28 protein-coding genes and 2 tRNA genes are annotated in these 26,735 nt (G+C 64.0%); 16 read left to right on the top strand and 14 right to left on the bottom strand.

Annotated elements, in window-relative coordinates; genetic code table 11:
- Positions 1–389 precede the first annotated feature (389 nt).
- Positions 390–1,043: a hypothetical protein gene (locus tag AC13HB_RS09325; RefSeq protein WP_482949476.1), complete on the top strand. Its 654-nt coding sequence runs from the start codon at positions 390–392 to the stop codon at positions 1,041–1,043.
- Between the two features lie 190 nt (positions 1,044–1,233).
- Here the strand turns inward: AC13HB_RS09325 and AC13HB_RS09330 are convergent, their stop codons facing one another.
- Positions 1,234–2,970 (bottom strand): amidohydrolase, encoded by a 1,737-nt coding sequence (locus AC13HB_RS09330; protein ID WP_482949477.1) that lies wholly within the window; start codon positions 2,968–2,970, stop codon positions 1,234–1,236.
- Positions 2,971–3,075: 105 nt separating this feature from the next.
- Positions 3,076–3,360: a 50S ribosomal protein L28 gene (gene rpmB / locus AC13HB_RS09335; RefSeq protein ID WP_482949478.1), complete on the bottom strand. Its 285-nt coding sequence runs from the start codon at positions 3,358–3,360 to the stop codon at positions 3,076–3,078.
- 191 nt (positions 3,361–3,551) lie between these two features.
- On the opposite strand from rpmB, the gene AC13HB_RS09340 reads away from it, so the two are divergent.
- The 7 genes from AC13HB_RS09340 to AC13HB_RS09370 all read left to right on the top strand — a co-directional run bounded on the left by AC13HB_RS09340 (position 3,552) and on the right by AC13HB_RS09370 (position 10,136).
- Positions 3,552–4,370 carry a DUF3108 domain-containing protein gene (locus AC13HB_RS09340; protein WP_482949479.1) on the top strand — a complete coding sequence of 273 codons (819 nt, stop codon included), beginning with the start codon at positions 3,552–3,554 and terminating at the stop codon, positions 4,368–4,370.
- A 177-nt stretch (positions 4,371–4,547) separates the two neighbouring features.
- Positions 4,548–7,169, top strand: coding sequence for a helicase-related protein (locus tag AC13HB_RS09345; protein WP_482949480.1), 2,622 nt, complete (start codon positions 4,548–4,550; stop codon positions 7,167–7,169).
- Positions 7,166–7,474: an RNA-binding S4 domain-containing protein gene (locus tag AC13HB_RS09350; protein WP_482949481.1), complete on the top strand. Its 309-nt coding sequence runs from the start codon at positions 7,166–7,168 to the stop codon at positions 7,472–7,474. Before AC13HB_RS09345 ends, AC13HB_RS09350 begins: the two co-directional genes overlap by 4 nt.
- A gap of 34 nt (positions 7,475–7,508) precedes the next feature.
- Positions 7,509–7,958: a tellurite resistance TerB family protein gene (locus AC13HB_RS09355; protein ID WP_482949482.1), complete on the top strand. Its 450-nt coding sequence runs from the start codon at positions 7,509–7,511 to the stop codon at positions 7,956–7,958.
- Positions 7,959–8,021: 63 nt separating this feature from the next.
- Positions 8,022–8,363, top strand: a complete 342-nt coding sequence (fdxA, locus tag AC13HB_RS09360; RefSeq protein ID WP_482949483.1) for a ferredoxin FdxA — start codon at positions 8,022–8,024, stop codon at positions 8,361–8,363.
- Between the two features lie 221 nt (positions 8,364–8,584).
- Positions 8,585–9,106, top strand: a complete 522-nt coding sequence (locus AC13HB_RS09365) for a CarD family transcriptional regulator (protein ID WP_482949484.1) — start codon at positions 8,585–8,587, stop codon at positions 9,104–9,106.
- 115 nt (positions 9,107–9,221) lie between these two features.
- Complete coding sequence (locus AC13HB_RS09370) at positions 9,222–10,136, top strand: RNA polymerase factor sigma-32 (RefSeq protein ID WP_482949485.1); 915 nt, start codon at positions 9,222–9,224, stop codon at positions 10,134–10,136.
- On the opposite strand, the gene AC13HB_RS09375 is transcribed toward AC13HB_RS09370, so the two are convergent.
- On the bottom strand, positions 10,133–11,002 hold the full coding sequence (locus tag AC13HB_RS09375; RefSeq protein ID WP_482949486.1) for a thermonuclease family protein: 870 nt from the start codon (positions 11,000–11,002) through the stop codon (positions 10,133–10,135). The genes AC13HB_RS09370 and AC13HB_RS09375 overlap by 4 nt on opposite strands.
- A 153-nt stretch (positions 11,003–11,155) precedes the next feature.
- Here AC13HB_RS09375 and AC13HB_RS09380 point away from each other — a divergent pair, with 153 nt between their 5' ends.
- The 3 genes from AC13HB_RS09380 to AC13HB_RS09390 all read left to right on the top strand — a co-directional run bounded on the left by AC13HB_RS09380 (position 11,156) and on the right by AC13HB_RS09390 (position 12,540).
- The gene (locus AC13HB_RS09380; RefSeq protein ID WP_482949487.1) at positions 11,156–11,710 is read left to right on the top strand and encodes a methyl-accepting chemotaxis protein; all 555 of its coding nucleotides are present in this window, start codon (positions 11,156–11,158) and stop codon (positions 11,708–11,710) included.
- A gap of 82 nt (positions 11,711–11,792) precedes the next feature.
- Positions 11,793–12,449 carry a DsbA family protein gene (locus AC13HB_RS09385; RefSeq protein WP_482949488.1) on the top strand — a complete coding sequence of 219 codons (657 nt, stop codon included), beginning with the start codon at positions 11,793–11,795 and terminating at the stop codon, positions 12,447–12,449.
- Positions 12,450–12,463: 14 nt separating this feature from the next.
- Positions 12,464–12,540, top strand: a tRNA-Arg gene (locus AC13HB_RS09390).
- Positions 12,541–12,565: 25 nt separating this feature from the next.
- Here the strand turns inward: AC13HB_RS09390 and AC13HB_RS09395 are convergent.
- The 9 genes from AC13HB_RS09395 to AC13HB_RS09435 form a co-directional block, all read right to left on the bottom strand.
- On the bottom strand, positions 12,566–13,612 hold the full coding sequence (locus AC13HB_RS09395; RefSeq protein ID WP_482949489.1) for an NAD(P)-dependent alcohol dehydrogenase: 1,047 nt from the start codon (positions 13,610–13,612) through the stop codon (positions 12,566–12,568).
- A 57-nt stretch (positions 13,613–13,669) separates the two neighbouring features.
- Positions 13,670–14,461 carry a peptidoglycan editing factor PgeF gene (pgeF, locus tag AC13HB_RS09400; protein WP_482949490.1) on the bottom strand — a complete coding sequence of 264 codons (792 nt, stop codon included), beginning with the start codon at positions 14,459–14,461 and terminating at the stop codon, positions 13,670–13,672.
- Positions 14,458–15,894, bottom strand: a complete 1,437-nt coding sequence (locus tag AC13HB_RS09405) for a protein adenylyltransferase SelO (RefSeq protein WP_482949491.1) — start codon at positions 15,892–15,894, stop codon at positions 14,458–14,460. The genes pgeF and AC13HB_RS09405 overlap by 4 nt, the downstream gene beginning before the upstream one ends.
- 53 nt (positions 15,895–15,947) lie before the next feature.
- Positions 15,948–16,874 carry an alpha/beta hydrolase gene (locus tag AC13HB_RS09410; protein ID WP_482949492.1) on the bottom strand — a complete coding sequence of 309 codons (927 nt, stop codon included), beginning with the start codon at positions 16,872–16,874 and terminating at the stop codon, positions 15,948–15,950.
- Between the two features lie 88 nt (positions 16,875–16,962).
- The gene (locus AC13HB_RS09415) at positions 16,963–17,187 is read right to left on the bottom strand and encodes a hypothetical protein (protein WP_482949493.1); all 225 of its coding nucleotides are present in this window, start codon (positions 17,185–17,187) and stop codon (positions 16,963–16,965) included.
- 178 nt (positions 17,188–17,365) lie between these two features.
- The gene (locus AC13HB_RS09420; protein WP_482949494.1) at positions 17,366–17,944 is read right to left on the bottom strand and encodes a DUF924 family protein; all 579 of its coding nucleotides are present in this window, start codon (positions 17,942–17,944) and stop codon (positions 17,366–17,368) included.
- On the bottom strand, positions 17,941–19,734 hold the full coding sequence (locus AC13HB_RS09425; protein ID WP_482949495.1) for a long-chain-acyl-CoA synthetase: 1,794 nt from the start codon (positions 19,732–19,734) through the stop codon (positions 17,941–17,943). Before AC13HB_RS09425 ends, AC13HB_RS09420 begins: the two co-directional genes overlap by 4 nt.
- Before the next feature lie 119 nt (positions 19,735–19,853).
- The gene (locus tag AC13HB_RS09430) at positions 19,854–20,741 is read right to left on the bottom strand and encodes a DUF417 family protein (RefSeq protein WP_482949715.1); all 888 of its coding nucleotides are present in this window, start codon (positions 20,739–20,741) and stop codon (positions 19,854–19,856) included.
- Positions 20,742–21,028: 287 nt separating this feature from the next.
- Positions 21,029–21,113: transfer RNA gene (locus AC13HB_RS09435), tRNA-Leu, on the bottom strand.
- Between the two features lie 150 nt (positions 21,114–21,263).
- Here AC13HB_RS09435 and AC13HB_RS09440 point away from each other — a divergent pair.
- From AC13HB_RS09440 to AC13HB_RS09460, 5 genes are all read left to right on the top strand, one after another.
- A complete protein-coding gene (locus AC13HB_RS09440) occupies positions 21,264–21,881 on the top strand; it encodes an exopolysaccharide biosynthesis protein (RefSeq protein WP_482949496.1) in 618 nt (205 codons plus the stop codon).
- Between the two features lie 64 nt (positions 21,882–21,945).
- Positions 21,946–22,473 (top strand): disulfide bond formation protein B, encoded by a 528-nt coding sequence (locus AC13HB_RS09445; protein WP_482949497.1) that lies wholly within the window; start codon positions 21,946–21,948, stop codon positions 22,471–22,473.
- A complete protein-coding gene (locus tag AC13HB_RS09450; RefSeq protein ID WP_482949498.1) occupies positions 22,470–23,066 on the top strand; it encodes a demethoxyubiquinone hydroxylase family protein in 597 nt (198 codons plus the stop codon). The genes AC13HB_RS09445 and AC13HB_RS09450 overlap by 4 nt, the downstream gene beginning before the upstream one ends.
- 525 nt (positions 23,067–23,591) lie before the next feature.
- Positions 23,592–23,951 carry a hypothetical protein gene (locus tag AC13HB_RS09455; RefSeq protein WP_482949499.1) on the top strand — a complete coding sequence of 120 codons (360 nt, stop codon included), beginning with the start codon at positions 23,592–23,594 and terminating at the stop codon, positions 23,949–23,951.
- A 278-nt stretch (positions 23,952–24,229) separates the two neighbouring features.
- A complete protein-coding gene (locus tag AC13HB_RS09460; protein ID WP_482949500.1) occupies positions 24,230–24,703 on the top strand; it encodes a helix-turn-helix transcriptional regulator in 474 nt (157 codons plus the stop codon).
- Between the two features lie 81 nt (positions 24,704–24,784).
- On the opposite strand, the gene AC13HB_RS09465 is transcribed toward AC13HB_RS09460, so the two are convergent.
- Positions 24,785–25,099 (bottom strand): hypothetical protein, encoded by a 315-nt coding sequence (locus AC13HB_RS09465; RefSeq protein ID WP_482949501.1) that lies wholly within the window; start codon positions 25,097–25,099, stop codon positions 24,785–24,787.
- Between the two features lie 306 nt (positions 25,100–25,405).
- A complete protein-coding gene (locus tag AC13HB_RS09470) occupies positions 25,406–26,533 on the bottom strand; it encodes a hypothetical protein (RefSeq protein WP_482949502.1) in 1,128 nt (375 codons plus the stop codon).
- Positions 26,534–26,735: the final 202 nt, after the last annotated feature.

Raw genomic sequence — 26,735 nt, forward strand, 5'->3', positions numbered from 1 at the left:
GACAGTCAGCGCTTTTGCTGCCTCTCCGAACCGATGGCCACCACCGGGCCCTGCTTTGGTCAGTCAGCAGAGACGGGCAGGCTCCGTACTCCCCACACCCCCGGCGAACCAGGCCGGGCCTCGAGCGGTGCGAGAACGGGAGTGAGTCTAAGCCGGGTTTTGAGGGTGGGGATAAATCTCCGTTTTCCGCCCCAAACGCCGTCATCCTGACGAAGGTCAGGACCCGGATCGCAAAGCGGAATTCGGGATATCGAGCCTCGAACCGAGCCGAGGGACCAGGGGGGATTGCGGAACGGGAATCGCCTCCGCGCCGCCTCGCGGCATCCATTTGCCTCCTGATATGCATCATACTCCAGTGACGCGATATCTCTCAGGGGGAGGACTGACACATGAAAACGCATCGCATAGCCGGAACGGCCCTGCTGCTCGGCGGACTGGTCTACCTCATCGCCAATTCGGTCCTGACAATCCTTCTGCCCGTGTCGGAAGACTGGACGGCGACATACGCCTCGACTGGCTTCCTCGCCCGGCTGAGTGTCGCGGCCACGGCGGTTTTCCTTCTCTTCGCAGGAGCATTGGGATTGCACGCGGCTCAGGCGCACAAGACGGGCTGGTTCGGCTCGCTCGCCTTTGCCGTCCTGTTTGCCGGCTCCATGCTCACCTTCGCCCATGAATGGGGGCAGGTCTTCTTCCTGCACCCGCTGGCCGTCATCGCTCCGGAGAGCCTGCGCGCAATGGAAGATGTCGAGGGAGCAAATCTCTACGATATCGAAGCCATGCTCGCCATGGGCGGCTTCGTGCTGGGATGGCTCCTTTTCGCGATATCGATGCTGATGGCACGCGTCTTCAGACCGCTCGGCCCGCTCCTCATCATCGGAGGCCTGTTCAGCATCTCGCTCCTGACCGCGGCCCTGCCGGGCCTGTGGGGATTCGTCGCCGGCAATGCGATCACCGCGCTGGGATGGATCGTGCTCGGGCGCGAACTGCAGGCGTATCGACCTGAACAAGCGTCGGAAGCCGGGCCGGTTCCCACCTCTGCCTGATTCCGAATTGACCGGCACACCCGGTATGAAGCCGTTTCCCCGAGCGGACGAAGGCGATCCCGGACACGGGGCCTATCGGCCTTGAGCGCCGCATGGCGTTCTGCGCACGCTCGCCAAAGCTCGTCCAGCCGGCTCGGGCCGGTGCGTCGTGTCACGTGCCGTCATGTCCTCCCGGACGTGGCAGGTGGCCCTACTCCCCGTGGTGAAAGCTCGTCGGGCTTTCCCAGACCACTTCGCCATCGACCACCGTCATCCACGGGTCGACCGTCAGGATCTCCTCGGCGGGGATGTCCATGATGTCGGCTGAGAGGATGGTGAAATCGGCGCGCTTGCCGACCTCGATGGAGCCCAGTTCGTCTTCGCGGAAGGAGGCGTAGGCGGGCCAGAGAGTGAAGAGTTTGAGCGCGTCTTCGCGCGACAGGGCTTCCTCGGGATGCCAGTTCTCGCCCTGGAAGCCGGCAAGATCGGCACGGGCGACGGCGGCGTAGAATTCGATGCGCGGATCGCCCTGCTCGACCGGCGCGTCCGAGCCGCCGGTGATATGGGCGCCGGCGTCGAGCAGGCTCTGCCAGGCATAGGCACCGGCGAGGCGTTCATCGCCCAGACGGGCCGGGGCGAAGTGGAGATCGCCGATGGCGTGAGAGGGCTGCATGGACGCGATCACACCGAGTTCGGCGAAGCGCGGAATGTCCTCGGGATCGACGATCTGGCTGTGCTCGTCGCGCCAGCGATGATCGGCCAGGGCGCGCTCCTCTTGCGGCACCTGGGCGAGGGCTTCCTCGACCCAGTCCAGCAGATAGCGATTGCCGCGGTCACCGATGGCGTGGACGTTCATCTGCACGCCGTCGCGCAGGGCCTGGGTGAAGAGACCGGTCGTCTCGTCGGCCTCGGCAATCGCGAGCCCGGAAGTCTCCGGCCGGTCGGCATAGGGTTCGAGCAGGGCCGCACCCCGCGAGCCCAGGGCGCCGTCCATATAGAGTTTCACGGCCCGGGTGATCACCCGCCCGTCATCGGCGATCCGCGGCGCTTCGTCTGCCAGTTGCGCATAGCCGTCCGGATTGACGGAGACATAGACGCGGATCGGCAGGCGGTCCTCGGCGGCGAGCTGCTCGATCATGGCGACGTCCTCATAGGGAACGGACATGTCGTGCGCGCCGGTCCAGCCCAGGCTGGCAAGACGATTGGCGCCTTCGGCATAGACCGCGGCGCGCTCCTCGCCGGTCGGCTGCGAAAGCAGGCTCGCCATCGCGCCCATCGCCGTATCGATCAGCATGCCGGTCGGCTCGCCCGCTTCGTCGAAGAGTATTTCCCCGCCATCCGGAGCAACGCTGTCGCTTGTGATGCCGGCGGCCTGCAAAGCGAGACTGCTGGCGACCAGGGCATGCCCGTCCGCGCGGATCAGAACGACCGGATTGTCCGGCGCCACCGCGTCGAGATCATCGCGATTCGGAAAGCGTCCCTCCGGCCAGTGGGTCTCGATCCAGCCGCGCCCCTGCAGCACCGTTCCGGGCGCCAGCAACGCGACTTCCTCGCCGACGCGCCTCTGCAGATCCTCGATCGAGGTGACGGTGTCGAGATTGAGATTGCGCTCGCGCATCCCCACGCCGAGAACGTGGATATGGCTGTCGGTGAGGCCGGGATACATGGCCCCGCCATTGAGATCGACGATGCGGGTTTCTCCGCCGATGAGCGCCTGCGCGTCGGTTCCCGAACCGGCGAAGACGATGCGCCCGTCCTCGACCGCGACGGCCTCGACCATGGGCCGGGCGTCGTTCGCGGTGTGGATGTCGCCGCCCCAGAAGACGATATCGGCGCCGGCGGAGGCTCCGGCTTCGCCGGGTGCCATGCCCGTCTCGTCCGACGACTGCCCGCAGGCGGCCAGTGCGAACAGGCTGGTGGCGGTCAGAATAGCTGGAATCCGGTGCATGCGCTTTCCCCCGAAAATGACTGCGAGGAAGCTAGCGCCCTGATCCGGATACGACAACGCCCGCTGCAGGCAGCGGGCGTTGTGCAAAAACCGATATGGCGTGGATCAGGCCGCCAGAGCCTTCTTCAGATCGCGCTTGATCTTCAGGGCCCGGTCGGACAGGTGCTCGTCACGAGCCTTCATGAGGTAGGCATCGAGGCCGCCCACATGGTCCACGCTGCGCAGCGCCTTGGCGGCGATACGCAGTTTGAAGCTGCGACCCAGCTTTTCGGAAGCCAGGGTCACATCGCACAAATTCGGCAGGAAACGGCGGCGGGTCTTGTTGTGAGCGTGGGAAACATTGTTCCCCGTCATCACGCCCGTGCCGGTCAGTTCGCAGCGACGCGCCATAGTCGCACCTTTCAAATATAAAGAATCCGCGCGCACCGACCTTGCGGCCAGCACGAGAGCGGGCGAAATAACGGAGCAGGACACGCCCGTCAAGCTCGACCCGTTCATCCGGTGTCCAGTTTCGATGAGTTATTGCAGTTGGATGCCACCCGGTCTAGGGCTTTATGGGGCGTCAACAAGGAGTCAGACGAGTGAAATTCGCGTGGTTATTCGGGAGTGTGGCGCTTGGACTGTCCGTCCCCGCCGTGGCGGCCCAGGCCGACGGTACGGACGGGACGGACGGCGTGACGGCTGCTGCATCTCATGGCGTGACCGTCCAGTACTCGGGATCGGTCATGGTGTTCCAGGTCGCGAACATCGTCATCAACAGCCAGTACAATGCCGACACCTATCAGGCGTCGGCCCGGTTCACGACGGCCGGACTCGCCGCCCTGTTCAGCGATGCCGACATCGAGGCCGGCGTGAGCGGCTATCGCGGAGAGACCCGCCTGGAGCCCTGGCGCTACAGCCATCTCAATCATGCCAGCTCCAAGGGCCGCATCGTCGGGATCGATTTCCCGGAAGGCGTGGCGACGCCGGACATCAACCCGCCCTTCGGGTCGATGGGCGAGCCGCCGGCCAATGAAGAACAGCGCCGCGGTGCGGCCGACCCGATTTCCGTCCTGCTGTCCATGGGCATGGGCGCGGTGTCGAACGGCGAAACGCTCTGCGACGGGCGTCTGCCGGTCTTCGACGGCCGGGCGCGCTATAATCTGCGCTTCGAGGATGGCGGTACGGATCGTGTCCGCACGCGGGCCTGGTCCGGCGATGCGGTCGTCTGCCATGCCTATTACGAGCCGATCGCGGGCTATGAGGAAGACGAATACCCGTCCGAAGACCTGATCTCGCGCCCCATTACCTTCTGGATGGCACCGCTGCATGACGGCGAAATCTACGTTCCGGTCCGTATCCGCACCAATGCCGGCTTCGGCGGTGTGACGGTGACGGCCCGGTCGATCCAGGAGAGCTAGCTCGCGCGGCAGGCAGGGACCCGGACGGCGCTTTTCTCCCCCTGCCTGCCCGCCATACTCGCTTTCGGGACCATGATTGCCTAAATCTCGCATGGACGGTCATCGGTGGTCGCGTTTTCGAACCGCACAAACCGGTTCCCGATTGTGCTGAAAACGCTCCAGGCGAGGAGTTGCGGCATGCAATCGCATCGCATCGAGCCCGGCCAGATAACCGCCGCGCTGGGCCCCACCAATACAGGCAAGACTCACCTTGCCGTCGAGCGAATGCTCGGCCGCGCCTCCGGGATGATCGGCCTGCCCCTGCGCCTGCTCGCTCGCGAGGTCTATGACCGCGTGGTGCGGGCCAAGGGGCCTGCGGCGGCCGCACTGATTACCGGCGAAGAGAAGATCGTGCCGAAATCGGCGCGCTATTTCATCTGCACGGCCGAAGCCATGCCGGTCGAGAAGCGCGTCGCCTTCGTCGCTATCGACGAGGCCCAGCTGGGCGCCGACCCCGAGCGCGGCCACGTCTTCACCGACCGCCTCCTGCGCGCCCGCGGCACCGAGGAGACCATGATACTGGGCGCCGGCACGATCGCGCGCATGGTGCACGAGCTCGTCCCCTCGGCCGGACTGGAACAGCGCGAGCGCTTCTCACAGCTGACCCATACCGGTCCTGCCAAACTCACGCGCCTGCCGCGGAGGAGTGCCGTCGTCGCCTTCTCGGCCGAGGCGGTCTACGCCATCGCCGAGCTGCTGCGCCGGCGCCGGGGCGGCGCCGCCGTCGTGATGGGCGGGCTGTCGCCGCGCACCCGCAATGCCCAGGTCGAACTCTACCAGTCCGGCGAGGTCGACTTCCTGGTCGCCACCGATGCGATCGGAATGGGGCTGAACATGGATATCGACCATGTCGCCTTCGCCGAGAGCCGCAAGTTCGACGGACGCCGCCGGCGAAAGCTGACCTCCGCCGAACTGGCCCAGATCGCCGGCCGTGCCGGACGCTTCCGCTCAGACGGCACATTCGGGGAGACCGCCGATTGCCGCCCCTTCGATCCCGATGTGATCGAGGCCATCGAGGCGCATGAATTTCCCTCGGTCGAAAAACTGCAATGGCGCAATCCCGATCTCGACGAGAGCTCCCTGGAGGCGTTGTCCTGGACGCTGGGCAAACCCTCGCGCCATCCGGCGCTGGAGCGTGTGCGCGAAGCCATCGACGAACGCACGCTCGCCGTCCTCTCCGCCGACCGCGAGATCCGCGAGCGCGCGGCCACGCCGGCGGGCGTGGCCCGCCTCTGGGATGCCTGCCGTCTGCCGGACTTCCGCAAGGCCACGATCGATGCGCATGCGCGGCTGGTGAAGTCGCTCTTCATGCATCTCAGCGGGACGGGCGGCTATCTGCCCGACGACTGGATGGCCGGCCAGCTGGAGCGGCTGACCCGGACGAGCGGCGATGTCGACGCCCTGGCGAGCCGCCTCTCCTATGTGCGCACCTGGGCCTATGCGGCTCACCGCGCGGACTGGACCCGCGACCCCGATCACTGGCGCGGCCGCACCCGCGAGATCGAGGACGCGCTGTCCGATGCCTTGCACGAGAAGCTGATGCAGCGTTTCGTGGACCGGCGCACCAGCGCTCTGGTCAAGGGACTGCGGGACGAGCGTGACCTCCTGGCTGGCGTCAATCACGATGGCGAAGTGACCGTCGAGGGCCATTTCGTCGGACGGCTTGACGGCCTGACCTTCAGGCCCGATGCCGAAGGCCGCGAGCTTGCGGCTCGCACATTGAAGTCTGCCGCGCTAAAAGCGCTGCGTCCGGAAATCAATCGGCGCCTCGGCGCCTTGGCGAAGACAGATATGGATTCACTGACTTTTACTGACGACGGCCAGATCGGCTGGAACGACCAGATCGTCGGACAGCTCGTGGCGGGTCCCTCGCCGCTGAAGCCCGGCATCCGCCTGATCGGCGGCGATCTCGGCGCACCCGAAGCGCAGTCGCGCGCCCATGCCACGCTGGAAACCCGACTGCACGAGCATATCCAGACCGTGCTCGCACCGATCTTCAAACTGCGCGATGCGGGACAATCTCCCGATATTCCCGGTCTTGCGCGCGGTCTCGCCTGGCGCCTGCACGAGGCAGGCGGTGCGCTGGCGCGCTTCACCATCGCCGACGAGGTGCGCAATCTCTCCCAGGCCGAACGCCGCGCCCTGCGCTCGGCCGGCGTGCGCATCGGCGAGCACATGATCTACGTCCCCGAGCTGGTGAAACCGGCGCCGGCGCGGCTCAACGCCCTGCTGCATGCCATCGCCGCCGGCCGGCCGGACATCGCCTGGCTTCCGGCACCGGGACTGACCTCGATCGCCAACGACAAATCGCGCACGCGCGCCGAATACGCCGCGATCGGCTTCTATCCCTGCGGCCCGCGTGCGGTGCGCTTCGACATGCTCGAGCGCCTCGCCGACACGCTGCGCGATGCCTCCGCCAAGGACGAGGAGCCGGGCTTCCCGCTGACCGCGGACATGACCGCCCTGCTGGGCTGCTCGGTCGAGGATATTCGCGGCACGCTGATCGCGCTGGGATACAAGCGCATCCAGAAGGGCCCCGATCCGGAAAAGGCCGAAGGCGAGCGCTGGGACCGCAAGAAGCGTGGCCGGGGCGGCCCGCCGCGCGGCAAATCCCAGCCGAAATCGCGCAAGCCCGCAGCCGCCGCGCCCGCCGTCGCGCCCGAGGACAGCCCCTTCGCCGCGCTGGCCGAGCTGAAACTCGCCGAGCCGCAGCCACGCAAGTCGAAGTCCCCGAAAAAGCGCAAGGCCAGGAATTCATGAGCACGGACGATGCGGGCCTCCGCGTCGATGTCTGGCTCTGGCGTGCACGCATGTTCAAGACGCGCAGTCTCGCCACCGCCGTGGTCAACAAGGGTCAGGTGCGCCTGACCTCGAACGGCGTCACGCGCCGCCTGGGCAAGGCCTCGGCCCTTGTGCGCGCAGGCGATACGTTGACGCTGCCCTGGAACAAGCAGATTCTCCACCTTCGTGTCGTCGCGCTGGGCGAGCGGCGCGGACCGGCGAGCGAGGCCCGGGAACTCTACGAGATCGTCGACGATGACACGACGAGCCTCCGGAATTCCTGATGCCGGATCGGACGTAAAAGGAGACCGACCGACCATGCTAGACGCCCTCAAACGCCTGTTCGGTGCGCCCGGCTCCGAGCCGCATCCGGAAATCGACCCGCATGTCGCCGCGACCGCGCTCCTGGTCGAGGCTGCGCTGGCGGACGGGATCTATGCCGATTGCGAACAGGACCAGATCCGCGACATCCTCGCCGGCGCCTTCAAGCTGCCGGAGGAAAAGGCCGAGCGGATTCTCGACGAAGCCGAGCAATTGTCCGAGACCGCCATCGACCATCACCGCTTTACACGCGTCGTTAAGGCCTGCCTGTCCCATCAGGAACGCGTGGCGCTGATCGAGCAGCTCTGGATGGTCGTCCTGGCCGATGGCGAGAAATCGCCCTTCGAGGATGCCTTCGTGCGACGTATCGCGCCGCTGGTCGCCATCCCCGACCGGGAGCGCGCCTTTGCGCGGTCACGTGCAGAAGCGCGGCTGCGCACGAGTTGACAAATCCGGCAGGGCATCCCATGTCCCGCGCGGTTTTCCGCTCCCAGATCGATTTCGGGCCCCATGACCTACATCGTCACCGACGCCTGCGTGCGCTGCAAATATACCGATTGTGTCGAAGTCTGCCCCGTGGACTGTTTCTACGAGGGCGAGAACTTTCTCGTCATCCATCCGGACGAGTGCATCGATTGCGGCGTTTGCGAGCCGGAATGCCCGGTCGAGGCCATCAAGCCCGACACGGAGGACGATCCGGACGGCAAGTGGCTGGAAGTGAATTCGAAATTCGCCGAGATCTGGCCGAACATCACGGTCCGCAAGGACCCGCCGGCCGATGCGGACGCGATGGCCGAGGAAAGCGGGAAGTACGAAAAGTATTTTTCGGAAAAGCCGGGATCGGGCGACTGATCCTGCCGGCAGCGGGCCGTCGGCAATTTGAAGATTGCCTCCGTTTGTGTTATGTTCTGCAACATTGATGGGCAGTGCGCATTGCACTGCCCGCTTTTCTGCGCGGTGAACTGGACGCAGCATAATCGATCTCGGAGCCGGGTTGGGTGCCGGAACTTCTTTGGGAGCGATCTGCGGCCTTTTGCGTCTCTGCGTAAGGAAAGCCCAACGAGAGAGCATCCATGACGAAAAAAACCGCCAACGAGAACAAGCCTTTCAAGCAAGGCGACTTCATTGTGTACCCGGCGCACGGCGTCGGTCGTGTCACGGGCGTTGAGAAGGATACCGTCGCGGGGTTCGATATCGAAGTCTACGTCGTGACGTTCGAGCAGGACAAGATGACGCTGCGCGTTCCGACCGCCAAGGCCGAAGCCTCCGGCATGCGTCCCCTGTCCAGCGACCGCATCGTGAAGGATGCGCTGAAGACCCTCAAGGGCAAGGCCAAGGTCAAGCGGACCATGTGGAGCCGCCGGGCCCAGGAATACGAAGCCAAGATCAATTCCGGCGACCTGATCATGATCGCGGAAGTGGTTCGTGACCTGCACCGCGCCGAAGACCAGCCGGAACAGTCCTATTCGGAGCGCCAGCTCTATGAATCCGCGCTCGACCGCATGGTGCGCGAACTGGCTGCCGTGGAAGACATCGAGCACGAGAAGGCCCGCGAAATGCTCGCCGACTCGCTGATGAAGAAGGTCGCTGCCTGACGTCGCGCTCGACATGCCACACTGGCGAAACGCCCGGCCATCGCGCCGGGCGTTTTGCTGTCCGGTGATCCGCTCTCTCCCGTGCATCGTAATCAGGGGTGCAAGGAGGAGAATGATGAGTCGTGTCACATCCGGGTCCCCGAAACGTACCGAACGCAACGCAACCGGCCCTGACGGCGAACAGAGCTTCGTCAAGGCCGCCATGGCCCTGCCCCTTCTCAGCCGCGAGGAGGAAAGCGAACTCGCGCGGGCCTGGAAGGAAGAGCGCAACGAGCAAGCGCTGCACAGCCTGACCGAAGCCCATTTGCGCCTGGTGATCTCCGTGGCGAGCAAGTATCGCCGCTACGGTCTGGCTTTCGGCGACCTCATACAGGAAGGCAATATCGGCCTCATGAAGGCTGCGGAACGTTTCGACCCGGAACGGGATGTCCGATTTTCCACCTATTGCACCTGGTGGATCCGCTCCTGCATCCAGGACTATGTCCTGCGCAACTGGTCCATCGTGCGGACGGGAACGACGTCCGCGCAGAAATCCCTCTTTTTCAATCTGCGCCGCCTGCGCGCCCGCATCGGCGATCTGGACAGCGGTGCGCTGACGCCGGAAAACCGTCATCAGATCGCCACCGACCTTCGGGTCCGGGAGAGCGATGTCGACACGATGGCCGCCCGTCTGAGCGCGTCCGACCGCTCGCTCAACGCCCCGGTCGGCGATGAAGAGCAATCGCAATGGCAGGACTTCCTCGTCGACGAAAGCGAAGGCCCCGACCAGGAGGTAATGGAACGCACCGACTCCGCCCGCCGCCGCGCCTGGCTGGCCGATGCTGTGTCCGAACTGAACGACCGCGAGCAATTGATCATCCGGGAGCGCAGGCTCTCTGAAAAAGGCTCGACACTGGAAGCGCTCGGCGAAAAGCTGGGCATCTCCAAGGAGCGCGTCCGACAGATCGAGGGCGCTGCCCTGAAGAAGCTGAAGACTGTCCTCGTGAACCGCGTCGGCGACCCGGCCGAAGCCGGCCTGCTGCCCGGCTAGTCCGGCAGGACTTCCAGTCGTTCCGGGTGATCGATGCGGATCATCGGCCCGTTCTCGAGCTCGACCCAGCCCCGTACGCGAACGCGGCGCGTCTCCAGCCGGTCGGGCGCAAGCCCGGCCGCTGCGAAGGCGTCCGCATCCCGCGCCGCGATCATGACCGTGAAGTCGGTCCGGTAGTCGGCCCCGAAATTGAGATAGATCCGTCCTGACCTCAGCTGCGTCGCCTCGATGATGCGGCCCTCGACGATCTGGACGGAGCCGTCATCCTGCGCCAGCACGTCCGGATCGGTGGACCGGACCGCATGCGCAGGCTCTGCCCACAGGCCGAGTCCGGCGCGCCGGGCTTCGGATTCCAGCATGAGCAGATAGGGCGCCGCGTCCGGGTTCGAGGCATGACTGAGGACCCGGGCCGTGCCGCGCCTCACCAGCTCGGCCTGCAGCCACACATCCGCCCCGTCGGGCCCGTCCAGATAGGCCTGGGCCAGAATCCGGCCATATCGATCCTCTCCGGGACCGTCCGGCGCCAGCCGGAGTTCGGCACCCGCAAGACGTCGTTCCAGCACCGAGCGCGCAAGATCCGGATCGGGCGCGTCAAGCGTGGCCAGGCGGGCGGTCACGGGAATGGCCTCGCGGTACTCCGCCGACATGGCGGCACCGTCGAGGCGGACCGGCCCGGTCGCGAGGTCGAAAGACAGCGGCGAGCCGATACTCACCACCCGGCCGGACAATGTCGTCTCGAAGACCGGCGGCACCCGCACGGCCGTCTCCGTGTCAGCCCGGTCTTCCTCTCCGGCCGCGCGGGAACAGCCCGGAAGGGACATCAGCGCCAGAACACCGGCCACCGCCGGCAGGATTCGAGTTCGCATGCTCACCACCCCCTGTTGCGAGAAGGCCGAGATTACACGCTGTGATTGCAATTTCCAGTTGCAAAATTATTTTGTGCGATTCACCGGGTTTTCCGATCCGTTTACCAAACGGCCCTACATATGGCGCCTCGACCTCAAGAGGATGGACCCACGATGAACGCCTACGCCTATTCCGACCCGGCCACCGAAACCGTCGCGGACGACGCCGACTCGCAGTCTCATGCGATCGCGGAAGCCGTCGGGGAAACAGCAGCGCGGGCATCCCAGGGCGCCGAAGCAGCCCAGGTCGCACGTGATGCAATGAACCAGGTGGAGGAATCCAGCCAGGTACTCGAACGCCGGGTGGAAGCGCTCACCGACGCGTCCCAGCGCATCAATGCCATTCTCTCGACCATCGAGGCGATCGCCAGCCAGACCAACCTGCTCGCGCTCAACGCCACGATCGAAGCCGCACGTGCAGGGGAAGCCGGCCGCGGCTTCGCCGTCGTCGCGGGCGAGGTGAAGGCCCTGGCCGGCCAGACCGCCAAGGCGACCGAAGACATCGCCGCCCGCATCAGCGCGCTCGATAATGAGGTCAAGGAAATCCTCGACGGCGTGCGCGGCTCCGGTCAATCCGTGGCCCGCGGCAAGGAAGCCGTCGACCAGATGACCCAGGCCACGCAAGAAGTCGCCGAACAGCTCAACAGCCTTCGCAGCCAGGCCAGCTAGAGCCGACGGACATCCAAGAAAAGGGCGCCCGCCTGCCGGCCGGCGCCCTTTTCTTTTGCCGCACCGCCCATAGACTGAGCTCATGACCTATCCCGTCGACCTGTTCTGGTCCTTCCGCAGCCCTTATTCCCATCTCGCCCTGCCCCGCCTGATCGCGCTGCAGTCGGAGCGGCCGATCGAGATCCGGGTCCGGCCCGTGCGGCCGCTGGCGCTCCGCCAGCCGGATTTCTTCGAGCGGGAAGATCCCAACTGGATGGGCTATCTGCTGACCGACGTGCTGCGCCTGTCCGACTATCTCGGCGTCCCGATCGCCCTGCCCGATCCTGACCCGGTGGCCATGGACGAGAGCCGCAAGCGCGCTTTGCCGGAGCAGCCTCACATCCACCGCCTCACGCGGATCGGTGCCGCGGCGGCGGAGGCCGGCGACGGACTGACGGCCCTCTACGCCCTGTCCAGTCGCATCTGGTCGGGAGAACGCTGGGAAACACGCGAACAACTCGTCGCGGCGCTGGACGAAGCCGGACTCGATGGCGAACGCCTCGTCGAGACCGCCGAGTGCGAGGCCGAACGGCTCGATGCCGTCATCGCCGAAAACGAACTCGCCCTGAACGCCGCCGGCCATTGGGGCGTTCCCACGCTCGTCTACAAGAACGAGCCTTTCTTCGGCCAGGACCGTATCGACCTCCTGGTCTGGCGTCTGGAGCAAGACGGGCTTCAGCCCGCGGCTGAAACGGTCTAAGACGCATCCCGCACGGCCCCGTAGCTCAGCAGGATAGAGCGCCGGATTCCTAATCCGTAGGTCACAGGTTCGAATCCTGTCGGGGTCGCCAGCGCTTTTCTGCCTTGGCTTTCTGTCTAGCCCAGCGACGTCATGTCGATGACGAAGCGGTATTTGACGTCGCCCTTGAGCATGCGGTCATAGGCATCGTTGATCTCGTCCATGCGGATCATCTCGATGTCCGAACCGATGCCGTGCTTGCCGCAGAAATCGAGCATTTCCTGGGTTTCGGCGATGCCGCCGATCAGGGAGCCCGCAATGGAGCGGCGGCGGCCGAGCAGCCGGCCCACCGACGGCGACTGGTGCGGCGTGTCCGGCGCCCCGACAAGCACCATCGTGCCGTCGCGCTTGAGGCAATCCAGATAGGGATCGAGATTGAGGGGAGCGGCGACCGTATTGAGAATGAAATCGAGCGAACCGCGCGCCGCCTTCATCTGATCCCGGTCCTTGGAGATGACGACCGAGTCGGCGCCGAGCCGCTTGGCATCGGCCGCCTTGTCCGGCGAGGTGGTGAACATCACCACCTCAGCGCCAAGCGCCTTCGCCAGCTTTACCCCCATATGGCCCAGCCCGCCGAGGCCAACTACGCCGACGCGCTGGCCCGGACCGACCTTCCAGTTGCGCAGCGGCGACCAGGTCGTGATGCCCGCACAGAGCAGCGGTGCCGCGGCCGCCAGATCGATGCCCTCCGGGATGGAGAGCACGAAGTCCTGCTTCACCGTGATGCGCTGGGAATAGCCGCCGAAGGTGTGCGTCCCGTCATCCAGGCGGCCGTTATAGGTGCCGGTCATACCGCTTTCGCAATACTGCTCGAGGCCTTCGCCACAGCTCGTACACTTGCCGCAACTGTCGACCATGCAGCCTACGCCGACCTTGTCGCCGATCTTGTGACGGGTCACATCCGGGCCGACCGCGGCGACCGTGCCGACGATCTCGTGTCCGGGCACGCAGGGATAAAGCGTGTTCTTCCAGTCATTGCGCGCCTGGTGCAGATCCGAGTGGCAGACGCCGCAATAGGCGATCTCGATCAGGACTTCTCCGGGGCCCGGATCGCGGCGCTCGAAGGAAACCTGGTCGAGGCGGGAATCGGGTGCGGCGGCGGCGTATCCGAGAGACTGGGGCATGAAAGCACTCCTGAAGCTGTTCCTGACAAGATAGTCGCCATACCCGTTTTTCCAAGCTCAGCGACTGCCCTCGATGCCGATTATCCCGGCCTGACCGCCGAACTGGCCTGTTTCGCCCTGATGATGCGAGCGCCGCGCGGAGAAGAGCCGGTCGTGTTCCACATAAGTACACAAGGGCGAACGCTCGATCTGTGCCTCGGGAATTCCGGCCATGACCAGCTGGCGGCGGCAGGCCTCGGCAACATCCAGCTGGGCGCCGCCTTCCGGATCGCGGGGCGAGAGAACGCCGCGTGTCGTCTCTAACGCTTCTTCGAAAGCGGCAACGACGTCGGGACCGACTCGATAGCTGGCGGGCGAGATCGAGGGCCCGATCGCTGCCAGCAGATCGGCCGGATCGCTGCCATAGGCCTCCTGCATCGCGGCGACCGTCTCGCCGGCAATGTTCTGTACCGTGCCCCGCCAGCCGGAATGAATGGCAGCCACAGCCCCGCGCTTCGGGTCGAAGAGAAGAATGGGCGTGCAATCCGCCGTCTGGCAGACCAGACCGATGCCCGGCCGGTCCGTGATCAGCGCATCGCCCTCGCCGGCGGGCTGATCGCCCTTGGGCGGCGCTTCGACGCGCAGCACGGTCTTGCCATGCACCTGGGTCGCGAAAACGAGGTGGTCGAGCCCCAGCGCATCGCGCACGCGCGTCCGGTTCGCCGAGACCCTGGCCGGATCATCCCCGCGCGACCGCGTCAGATTGAGACTGGCAAAGGGCCCCTCGCTGACCCCGCCCTCGCGCGTGGTGAAGGCATGAACGAGGCCGGGCCGGGTCAGATTTCCCGACTGAATCAGTGTGTCTTTCATGCCCGGAAACCTATCCGGTTCCGGCCGAGATCATAAGCCTTTCCGGCGTCCCGTACCGCACCGACCAGATCGTTGAAGCCGGACCAGTCGTCCTCGTCTGCAATGCGGTCCCAGGCAGCCTCGACCATGTCGATCGTCATGGCGACGGGATTGGCCCGCGAGAAATACGCGTTCTCGAGCCGCTCCGGACGCACCATCTCTCGTCCCTCCAGACTGGTCCGCCAGGCCTCGAATGCCTCGCCCGCATAGAAACTCCCCCGCGCGCCCGACAGGGCCCGTTTCTCCGAGGCCGCGCCGCCGAACCAGTCGAAAATCGCGGCCTCCCAGGGCAGCTGGCTCTCCTGCATGAAAGCCAGGAAGGTCCGGACCATGACTTCATCGGTCTCGTGCCCGGCGCTGGTCACGCCGAAACGGGCGCGAAAGGCCTCCAGCAAGGCCAGCCGGTAGACGGCGGGGTAGGTGTTCAGCGCGGCTTCGAGGGCCAGCCGGTCGCCGATCAGTGCCAGCGACCGCGCCAGCTGCTGCAGCGCCCAGAACACGGCCTCCGGCTGCCGGGCGAAGCAGTAAAGCCCGTTCTGGTCGAAATAGGCAGCGGTGAAGCCCGGTTCGTAATGCGGCAGGAAACGCCAGGGCCCGTAATCGAAACTTTCGCCGGTGATGTTGAGATTGTCGGTATTCAGGACGCCGTGCACGAAACCGGCCGCCATCCAGCTGGCCGCCAGACGCGCACTCTCCGCCACGACCCGCTCGAGAAAGGCAGCGGGCCGGTCTTCGGCACCGCCCAGCTCGGGATAATAGGTCTCGAGGGCATGATCGAGTAGCGTCTCCAGCCGGTCCGTCGCGCCTTCGAAGGCATGACGCTGGAAAGTGCCGAAGCGGATATGGGAATGCCCGAGCCGCGTGAGCACGGCGGAGCGTGTCGGCGAGGGCTCGTCATTGCGCGCCAGCTGTTCGCCGGTCTCATAGACCGCGAAGGCCTTGGACGTATAGACGCCCAGTGCTTCGAGCATCTCGGCCGCGAACACTTCACGCACGGCGCCCTTGAGGGTCAGACGCCCGTCCCCGCCGCGCGACCAGGGCGTCTGGCCGGAGCCCTTGGTCGCAAGGTCCAGCAACCTGTTTTCGTCGTCCCGCAACTGGGCGAAAAGGAAACCCCGGCCATCGCCCAGTTCCGGATTATAGGTGCGGAACTGATGCCCGTGATAGCGCATGGCTCGCGGCGTGGCCTGATTGTCCGGCAAGGGCGCGAAGCCATGAAAGTGCGTCTCCCGGCCCTGCGCGTCGAGACCGTCCAGTCCGATCGCCGGAGCCCAGCGATCATTCCAGAAGCGCAGCCTCGCGTCGGGAAAATCAGCGGGCTCGACCGGATCGGAGAATTCGTCGCCGAGCTGCGCGAAGCGCGGATCGGGCCGGTAGGCGTCGGAAAAGCTCATGCCTTCCAGCTAGGGTGAACGGCCCGCGAATGCAAACGCAGCCACGGCACCGGTCAGGGACGCAAGGCCTCGCCGAGCACTCGCGCCGCATCATTCACCAGCGTCTTGGCCCCGGGCAGGATGGCCGTCAGGTTGAAATAGCCATGCGGCAAGGCCTTGCCGAGCGTGTATCCCGCTTTCAGGCCCGTTGCCTGGAGGCGGTCGCGATAGGCACGCCCTTCATCAAGCAGCGGATCGAGCTCCGCCGCGAAAATGTGCGCCGGCGGCAGTCCGGCGAGATCGGTCTCGAAGAGCGGCGAAACACGGACATCGCGGGCTTCCTCATCGGAGGAAAGATAGGCCCGGGCGATCTGGTTCAGCGTGAAAGCAGAGAAGAGATGCCCCTCGAGCGCTTTCAGTTTCGGCTTCTTGCGTTCCACCAATTGCATGAGCGGGTAGATGAGGAGCTGGAACCGCAATTGCGCGCGGCGTTCCTGGGACACCACGGCAGCCAGACCGCCTCCGGCGGAATCGCCGCCGACCGCAAGGCGCGTGGGATCGGCGCCGACGGCCTCGCTCCCCGCTTCGCCCGCGAGCCAGTCGAAAGCGGCCAGTGCATCGTCCACGGCTGCCGGAAACCGGTGTTCCGGCGCCAGCCGGTAGTCGAGCGCGAGAATGCGGACCCCGCTCAATGCGGCGAGCCTGCGCCACATCCGGTCATGGGTATCCAGATCGCCGATGACATAACCGCCTCCGTGCAGGCCAAGCATGCAGGGCGCAGGCGCTGTCGACCCCTTGGGCACGTAAAGACGCACCGGCAGGCTGCCCCCCGGCCCGGGTATGGTGAACTCGCTGACACGATCGATAGCTGGCGGTTTCGCGTCGAGATGCGTGGCGGCATCGCGCAGCGATTTGCGCAGACGCGGCGCAGCCCGCTCCGGATCGAGCGGATCGTACAGACCGAATTTCGACAGGGCCTCGGGCCAGGCAGGCGTTTCCATATTACGCAGTTAGCACACCGCCGGGGCGATACAAGCGCGGCAATACGGCCCCGAGCGGGCTTTTCCGTGACCGGGAATTCCGTGACCGTCAGTGAACGGTGATCTCGGCTTCCCGGTCGAGACGTCCGGCAAGTGCGTCTTCCATGACAGAGCGCAGGGCGCGCCAGGCATCGGCGCTTTCCGGTTGACCCTGCTCGTCGAGATCGCAGACCGCCTCGTCGGCATAGCCGATCGCCTGGGAGCCGTGCAGATCCACCATGGTCCAGGCGATCTGGCGGATGTCTTCGACGGTGATGTGTACGCGCGGGGTCATGCGGAGCTCCGGTCTGGTGTGTCTGTCATCAGAGGGAGCAATCGCGATGCCAAATCAGTTTGGGTAAATGAGTTTAAATTTCAATGGCTTGAATTTTACACAGGCACTGACACGCTGACCGGCTCTGCCTTCCGGTCGAATTTGCCGAGTCAAACCGTCCGGGTCGTCCGCTCCGGTGTCAGCGCTTGCGACCCGGCGCATACCCGCCGCTTTCCAGATAGGCGATTTCCTCGGGCGTGGACTCCCTGCCCAGCGCCTCGTTGCGATAGGGAAAGCGACCGAACTGCCGGATCACGTCGCGGTGCTTGATGGCGTGATCCAGCGTGCTCTTGTCGGAGAGGCGCTCCTCCGCCAGCTCGATGCAGCGGTCCTGGTCCGCGAGGCTCTCGGAATGCATGAAAGGCATGTAGACGAAGGCCCGGCGCTCGTCCGGTATCGCCCAGTCGAAACCGCGATCGATCATGTCACGCGCAAGGTCGAGAGCGAGCGGATCGAATGCGAAAGCCTTGTTGGACCCGCGCCAGGCATTCCGCGTGAGCTGGTCGAACAGGATGATCAGCGCGAATGCGCCCTCGGGCGTATCGGCCCAGGGATGTTTGCCGCAGCGCACGCACTGGGCGGCACCCTCTATCCGTGCGGCAAAGCGGCGCCGGATCGCATTGTCGAAATCCTGCGAGACCGCATACCAGCGCTTCGGCCCGGCCTCTTCGAACCAGAAAGCCAGAATGTCGTCAGGTGTGATCTCGCGCGGCCTCATACCCGCAACTCACCTGATTCGATGGCGTCGCGCAGCGCTTCGGTGAGCGGCACGTAGCGGCCTTCGCCGGGATGATCGAAATAAATGGGATCCTCGATCTTGGCCGGATCGAATCCCTGTTTGACGAGATCGACCTTGCGGAATTTGAACGTGCCCGTCGTATCCGTCTGCTCCTGCAGGCGCAGGAAGAGCGGTCGCGCATAGGCCGGCAGATTTGCGTGGACATGCGCGTGCAGCGCCTCGAGGTCGAGCTGCTTGCCCGCGGTCACGAGAGCGGCCATGCCGGCGCGGCCGGAATGTCCCTTCACCTCGACGCCATAGACATTGGCCTGCTCGATCCCGTCGAAGGCGAAAGCTTCCGCCACCTCGCCCGTGGCAACATTCTCCGACTTCCAGCGGAAAGTATCCCCGACACGATCGACGAAGTAGTAATAGCCGAGCTCATCCCGTGTCATCAGATCGCCGGTCCGGAACCAGGCATCGCCGGGCTCGAACACGTCGCGCAGGATTTTCTTCTCGGTATCTTCCTCGGAGCCGTAGCCGTCGAAGCGGAAACGGGCATCGCTCGGATCGATCCGGCCGACGGCTTCGCCGACTTCGTCGGGCGCACAAGGGATGCAATGCCCGTCCGGTCCGCGCATGGGCGCCTCCGCCTCCATGTCGAACTTGACCAGATCGACATTGAAGCGGTGCCTGAGATAACCGGGAATGCGCCCGACGGCGCCGGGCTGATTGGTCGCGTTCACGAGCCCGACATTGCCTTCGGTCGAACCGTAGAACTCGATGATCTGGGGCACGTTGAAACGCGCCTGGAAGGCCTCCCACACATCCCGGCGCATGCCATTGCCGATGATGCAGCGCAGGGTGTGACGCTTCTCGTCCGCGGTCTCGGGCGAGTTGATCAGGAAGCGGCAGAGCTCGCCGACATACATGAACATGGTCGCCCTGAAACGCACCGCATCCGGCCAGAAGGCCGAGGCGGAGAAGCGGGGCCGGATAATCAGCGCACCGCCATAGGAGAGCGCACAACCGACACCGCACAGCCCGCCCGTCGCGTGATAGAGCGGCAGGACGAGGAACATGCGATCCGTCTCGGAGCTCTTCGAACCGACCGCGAAGACGTTGAGATAATAGAGCGCGCGGATATGCGTCATCAGCGCCGCCTTGGGCAGGCCGGTCGTGCCGCTGGTGAACATCTTGAGCACCGGGTCTTCCGGCTTCACGGTCTCGCGGACGGATCGGTCCGGACGGACGTCCGGCTGGGCCGCGAGCGTGGCCGCGAAGTCCTCGGCATCGTCGAGATGCCCGTCAAGAACGAAGGCCTTGACCTCGCCAATCCCGCAGGCGCGCGCCGCGTCATAAGCCTCGCCCAGTTCGCCCTCGACGATGGCGCAGCGCGTCTCGCCGATCGACAGGCAGTGCGCAAGGGACTGGCCGCTGAGCTGGTTATTGATCAGGGAGGTGATCACGCCGACCTTGGACAGGCCGAACCAGATCGCGATGTATTCCCAGCGATTGGTCATGAAAAGCGCGACCGTGTCGCCGGGCTTCAACCCTTCCGAACGTGCCCAGTGGGCCACCCGGTTGGCATAGGCGTCGAAGGCCGCATAGCTGATCTCCCCATTGTCGAGGATCGCCATGGGCCGGTCGGGAAAACGATCGACCGTGTTCTCGATGTGGTCGGGCACCCGCAGGCCCGACCCCGCTCCGACCTTGCGGACCCGCCGCAGGACCCGGAGCATGCCGGAGATATAGTCGAACTCGCGCTTGATCGCGCCGAACAGACCCATCGATGAAACCTCCCACTGGTGGGCGAACGATAGGTAGGGGTCCCGACCGGTCAAGCAGGACCGGCGGGCGGCGCGGCAAGTGTGAAGCGCGTTTCAGAACATTACCCAGAAAATCCGCGTCAACCGCGCCGCCAGACGCCATGCCGCCCGGTCTCGGAGTCGAGGGCCACGCAGGCCGCCAGAAGCGGCAAATCCTTGAGCAGGAAGTGTCCGGCCCGGGACAGGACCGGGAAGCCCCCGAGGTCTGCATCCCAGGCGCCCGCAAAGCTGGTGAGGAAAGTCAGCGTGAACAGGAAGGTCACCGCCGCCAGACCGAGACCGATCCGGTAGAGGCGGCGATCGAACCAGAAACCCAGCAGCGCCAGTACTGTCGCCAGTTCGATCCCGCCGATGATCCAGGACGAAATCTGCACACCGGCGGCATTGGGCAGCCAGAAGAAGAAGGGACTGCTGCGCAGGAGCGGCTCGATGCCGGCCGCTTCGGATGCGGTGAATTTCATACCGCCGATCCAGGCGAGAACGAGGACAAGGCCCGCCCAGATAATGGGCTGGCTCCAGCCGCGCATCTCGCTGTGACGGTGCGAGAACATGCGCGTATTCTCGAAACTGCCCGCCCAGAAGGCGAGCCCCAGCATGGCGAGGTATTTGAGCAGGCCCTGCCCCGATCCGATCGCCGGGAAACCGCCTTCGGCCTCCAGCCAGACCGGATTGGTGAAGAGAAAGCTCATCGCGATGATCGCATGCAGACCCAGCATGGCGAATCCGATCCGCCGGAAGCTTCCGGACGGAATGGGCAGACCGATCAGAACCGCCATGACGAGTTGGTAGATACCCAGCGCCCCGGCCGCGGAGCCGGCCTGGTCGGCGAGACCGGAGAGCAGCGCATGTCCCTCGATCCAGCCTTCGACGATCTCTGTTCCGGCGGGCGTGAAGTTCAACGCGCCGAACCAGAGAAAGGTCAGCGCGAAGGAAAAACGTACGAAGAGCAATGCATTGCCGGGTGACACCAAGGTCTCGGCCTCCTTCGAACTGTCGCACTGCGAACGCTAGCACTTGCCTGCTCACCTGACGAGAGCGCGACGAAACCGGGTGAAGATTTGCCAATCATCACACTAAAAAGCTACGGGTCCGCCGCACCCGCGGGGGTCACAAGGATGTGAGGGTCTCGGTGAAGGGTCGCCCTGCGCCCGAGGCTATGGGGGACACCTCTTAGCCCGCTCGCTACGCTCATATTCGCGCTGCGGGTGACTCGCCACCCCAAGCCCGCCCTGAAAGCAAAAGGGAGAGCGAAGGCTGGTGCCCCTGGTCAGACTCGAACTGACACTCCTTGCGGAAACGGATTTTGAATCCGTCGCGTCTACCAATTCCGCCACAGGGGCACGCCGCTCCGGGTGCGTGTTGCCCCGGCGGATGCGCGGCGCAAGCTGCCCATAGAGGCCCGGACTGTCAATCGCCCATTCCTCTTCCCTGCACCGGCTGCCACAACTAGTCTCCGGCCGTTCGCGCACGGTCGCCGGCAGGGGAAGAGAATGACGGAAGCAGCGCCATCGCGAGGGCTGATCGCTACGCTCGAGACCATCGCCGCGGAGGCCGGCGAGGACGGGATGACGCTCGGCGAATTCGTCGACGCACTGGGCGAGCGGGCCTTCGGGGTAATCCTCTTCGCCATGGCCCTGCCGGTCTCGATTCCCTTTCTCTACGGGGTTCCCCAGATCATGGCCCTGCCCATGATCGCGCTGGCGGGCCAGATGGCGCTGGGCCGGGACGAGCCCTGGCTGCCGGGCAGGTTCCGCGAGCGGCGGATCGGGAAGGCGGGTCTGGACCGGATGGCGCGGGGCGGACGCAAATGGTTCGGCTGGCTGGAAGCGCTGGCGCGGCCGCGCCTGACCCTGCTTTCGGGCCCCACCGCAGAGCGTATCGTGGGCGTCATCTTCCTGGTCTTCTGCACCTCCATCCTCATCCCCCTCCCGGCCACCAACACCACCCCCGGTATCGCGCTGGCGATCGCATCCCTCGGACTGCTCACCCGCGACGGGCTCCTGGTCCTCGCCGGGCTGATCCTCGGACTGGTCTGGATCGCGATCCTGATCGTTTTCGGAAGCGCAGCGTTGAGCGCGGTTAAAGACTTCGCCCTCGGACTGTTTTAAGTCTAAAACTCATTCTCAACTGTGCGCATTGGTCGCGGTGCGCCAGACTGTCGAGTTCGCAATCATGTTTCATATGACACCCATGCTGCACCAGTTTCCCCTGACGCGTTGGCCCCTGCTCATGGCAGGCGGGTCGCTGCTGCTTCTGCTCGGCGCCTGGGGCTTCCAGTATATCGGCCATTACGACCCCTGCGCCCTGTGCTACGACCAGCGTCATATCCATATGGCCGTGATCGGTCTGGGTCTGGCCTCCGGCGTACTGCTGAGCGTGCGGCCCGAGCTGGCGCGATACGCGCCCTGGATGATTTTCGCCGTCGCGGCCGTGCTGGCCTTCTCCGCCGGCTTCTCCTTCTGGCATGCCGGCATCGAATACGACTGGTGGGAGGGCCCGGCCAGCTGCACCGCCTCCAATATCGGCGATGTCTCGGTCAGCGACGTGCTGGCCGCGCTGGGCGGCGAGCGTCCGGTCGTGCTGTGCGACGAGGCCGCCTGGACGCTGTTCGGCATTTCCATGGCCGGCTATAACGCCCTCATCTCCGCCGTCATGGCGGGCATTTCCGCCTTCGTCGGCTTCAAGGGCCTGCGCCAATGACGGACGAGACCGCCACCCCCAAAGCCGAGACCTCCCGCTTCACCCCGCCCCTGCCCGGCAAGCGTCGCGACGCGCGGCGGATCGAGCAGATGGTGCGCGTGGACCATGCCGGCGAGTACGGCGCGGTGGCGATCTATCAGGGCCAGCGGGCCGTCTTCGGTCAGCTTCCCCACAAGGCGCGCATCGCCCGCCAGCTCGAAGAGATGGAAGCGGACGAGCAGCACCATCTCGACACGTTCGACGACCTGATCTTCCGGCACGACACCCGCCCCACGGCCCTCGCCCCCGTCTGGCAGCTTGCCGGCAAGGCGCTGGGCGCGGGCACGGCCCTGATGGGCGAGAAGGCGGCCCATGCCTGCACCGAAGCCGTCGAGACGGTGATCGAACAGCATTATGCCGGCCAGATCGAGGAACTCCGCGCCATGGGCGAGGACGAGCTGGCGGAGCTGTTCGCGAAATTCCGCGAGGAAGAGCTGGAACACCGCGACCTCGCCCGCGAGGAAGGCGCCCGCGACACCCCGGGCTACCCCCTGCTCTCGCGCCTGATCGAGCTGGGCTGCCGCACCGCGATCAAGGTCTCCGAACGGATCTGAGCATTTTCAGCAAAAGTGGGAACCGGTTTTGCGGTTCGAAAATGCGACCGCTTCAGACCTGCATTTTCAGCAAAAGTGGGAACCGGTTTTGCGGTTCGAAAATGCGACCGCTTCAGACCTGCATTTTCAGCAAAAGCGGGAACCGGTTTTGCGGTTCGAGAATGCGACCGCTTCAAACCTGCATTTTCAGCAAATGCGGGAACCGGTTTTGCTGAAAATGCGACCACCCCAAAACGTATCCAGTCGTCCAGGACGTCGAAGCGGTTTGCCGGGAAGCGGAAAACGGCGCCTGCCCTGCCGCGAGGGGACGGTCGAGTGGGGAGGCAGGCGCCGCTCTCCGGGGGGAGAACCTGCCTCGTATACGCCTCAGGCGCGAAACCGGATCACCCGAGGGATCGCCGGGTGGCGAAATTTTCGTGCCCCGAAAACAGGAAGGATACAGGCGCGACCTTGCGCCGCTCCCGGGACGAATTGGCAGCGGCCCCCGATCGGTCTACGCAGGGTCCGTCAGATATGGAAACCGTCATGACCTATGCACCCGGCCAGGCATGGAGCCTCAAGGATATCGACCGCCCGGAGGCCCGCATTGTCGTCGGCCGCATCGAGCCGGCCGCCCAGCTCGACGGCGAGACCGTCGTTCACTGCACGATTTTCGGCGCCGTGATCGCCGATATGGGCGACGGACCCGAGCCGCTGACCTTCGGCCACATCCCCTTCACCCAGGCCGCCTTCGCGGCTTCGGTCGACACGCTGCTGGCCAGCGATGCGGCCACGGCGGACGCTTTCGACGAAGGCTATTACCAATGGGCCGAAGCCCTCGGCGGCGCCTTCAACCAGCCCGTCGCCGCCGCGCTCGTCGAAATCATCCAGGGCGCCCGCGAATAGGGCGGGGCGCGACTCCCTAAGGGACGGAAGGGGCGAAATGCAAAGCGTTCCCGGTCTTTGCGAAGTCACCCACTCTACCCTCCTACGCCCTGCGGGCTCCGGACGGTCCCCTCGCCCATCAGGGGCGAGGACCTGGAAGCCCGCGTCGATCAGCGAGTCCGCCCGCCTTGCCTGGAAGTCCTGCACTTGTCACCTTCCTGTCGCCTGCCTGTCGTGGCCGACCGGGCGGCCGGACTCCTATGTAGGCGTTCGCAATCGGGACGAAGAGACGGACAGGCATGGGACTGAAATCGCTGCGCCTTGAAAAGGGCTGGTCGCAGGAACAACTCGCGCAGATCAGCGGGCTGAGCGAGCGCACCATCCAGCGCGCCGAACGCGGCGAGACCCCGAGTCTGGAAACCCTGCGGTCGCTGGCCGCAAGTTTCGACCGCTCTCCGGCCGAGTTGCGAGACCTGATCGCCCCGCAAGAGGAGAGCCCCGAAATGACCGCCAGCAAACCCGCCCGGCACGCCGCCACCCCGGACGCCGGTCCGCTCCTGCCCCGTCCCTGGATGCGCTTTCTGATCGCAGTTGCGGTCTATATCGCGGTGATGACCTGGCTCGCCGTGATGCAGGCTCTCGCCGGCTGGGACCCCGAACTCCTCCCCTGGCTCGGCCTCACCGGCGCCGGCCTCCTCGCAAGCCTGGCCTATCTGACATGGGGCGAGAGCGGAGACGAGGACTCAAAGACCGGGACGGAGCGGGAGCCGTAGGCAGGAGCGCGTTGCGGTCCCCTCGCCCGTCAAGGGCGAGGATCTGGGAGCAACGCCGTTAATACGGCCAAAGAAATCGCGTTACTGTTTCGGACGATATTCGTAATCTTCGAGGCGCTTGCGCGCCTTTGCTAACTCCTCATCGGTGAAGAGTTCATGCCACATCGGGTTATCGATCACGATCGCTTCGACCGTTAGCTCCAAATGGCCACGACTATATAGCGCGGTATAGCCATCAGACGGCTTCGTGGAATTGATCAAAGCCTTAGCCGTCGCGAGCCCGCCACGGTCTTGAAGCATCTGTATAAACAGGGTGGCATTGTACCCGATCGCTTTGGATTTCATGTAAGCATCGAGCAATGCATTATGGAATTTACGTTCCAGCTGCGACTGCATCTCTTCCCCCTTAAATCCTTTGCCAGCCAGCAGGCCACCGGGGCCCGGCGGGGTCAAGAGAGGAACCGGGACGGCGCTCCAGCGAGGCCCGAAAAGTGGGCACCACTTTTCGGATCAAGCCGAGCGTCAAAAGGAGCGCCCTTGACCCCGCTGGGCCCCGGTGGCGGAATTCTCGGCATGGGATGAAGGGGGTGGTGGGGGGGAAATTGGTGCGTGTACCCGTTATTCTCAGCGCCCTTAACGCCGTTGGAGCCGTGAGACGGGGTTTGGGGGATCGAAAGAAAAACCTAAAAAAGCGTGCACTGGTCACAAATATTGCTGGAGGTCGTACTCATCGAAGAGGCCCGCTAATTTGTCAGAGTCAAATGGCGGGGCCTCATCCAAATCCCGCAGCATCTGGTGAAAGGCATGGCTACCTATCAAATCTGCATCTCCATTTCGAGCCGCATCAAAGATCCCTCCCAATTGATGTTCATCAAGATCAAATAATATTTTTGAGAAAAATTGATTGTATTTTTCGTTCGCAGAGTGCCAATTTCTTACAGAAATAAAACGGTCTATAGCCATTTCAACCAAATATTCATTGCTAGAAAAATTCAACAAACGCCCGAAATCTTCATCACCTAATTCATCTATTTCATCAATTAACTTTTCTGCAAATGCATCAATTTCAGTCGCATAAGCATAATACTCAAGCCGCTTGTCTCGGTCGAGAAGTTGTGCCGAACCGATTGCTCTCACGATATCGCCCTCGGTCAAAATCTCCCGAAGAGGCGGGACAATATTTGCGATAGGAATTATCAAGCAAGCATTATTTTGAGCAAGATTCGGTATTATTTTTTTGAAATTTTCTTTAACTCTGTCAGGCACCACCTCAGGATCTATTTCGACCATAGCACCAAGAGCAAATGTTGGCCGCTTTTTTCGGTACAACTGACTATTTTCATCAAACATCGAAAATACTAAAGCATCCGTAATTGCTCGGGACAAAACGGGTCGAGGATTTCCTACACCTATTGCAACAAGATAATGCCGCGCATCTGCTATATTAACTGGGAATGCGCTGGAAGCACATTCACTGCATATACGTTCGACTAAACTTTTCCCATATCGCGGGGGTTCACTTAGCGCATGATGGATTACATTAACTATGTGAAGTCGAGCCAGTTCTGCTGTGGGCTGGTAGATGCTAGTCTCTGACTGGAAGCTTGGATGCGCACAACGATTTCGGTCATCCCGCAACCGCTCCAAATCAGTGCGCGCTTGGGCACTTAAAAACTCAAAACTCTCCGATGCTAAATCAATAATTTCTCTTTCAAACAATATTGATTTCTTCAATCCTTCAGGGTCATTTCTATGTATTTGATTCTGGATATTTTCAAAACGAGTCTTCACTTCCATCGCCTGTGCATCGCCAGAAGCAGACAACTCCATTATTTTATCGATAAAATCAAATACGTAAGCGATCCAGCAAGACACTATGGCGGACCGGTACGCGCCTCCACGATACGCTCTATAGGCATCTGTGACATGTTGCTTCGCGCGTTCGGATCGACATTAAAAAAATTAACTGGTCGAGATCTTCTAACATTTAGAAATACCAAACACGTCAGCCACTGATTACCTTATTAAAACA

The sequence above is a fragment of the Maricaulis sp. B-26 genome (assembly GCF_056857855.1).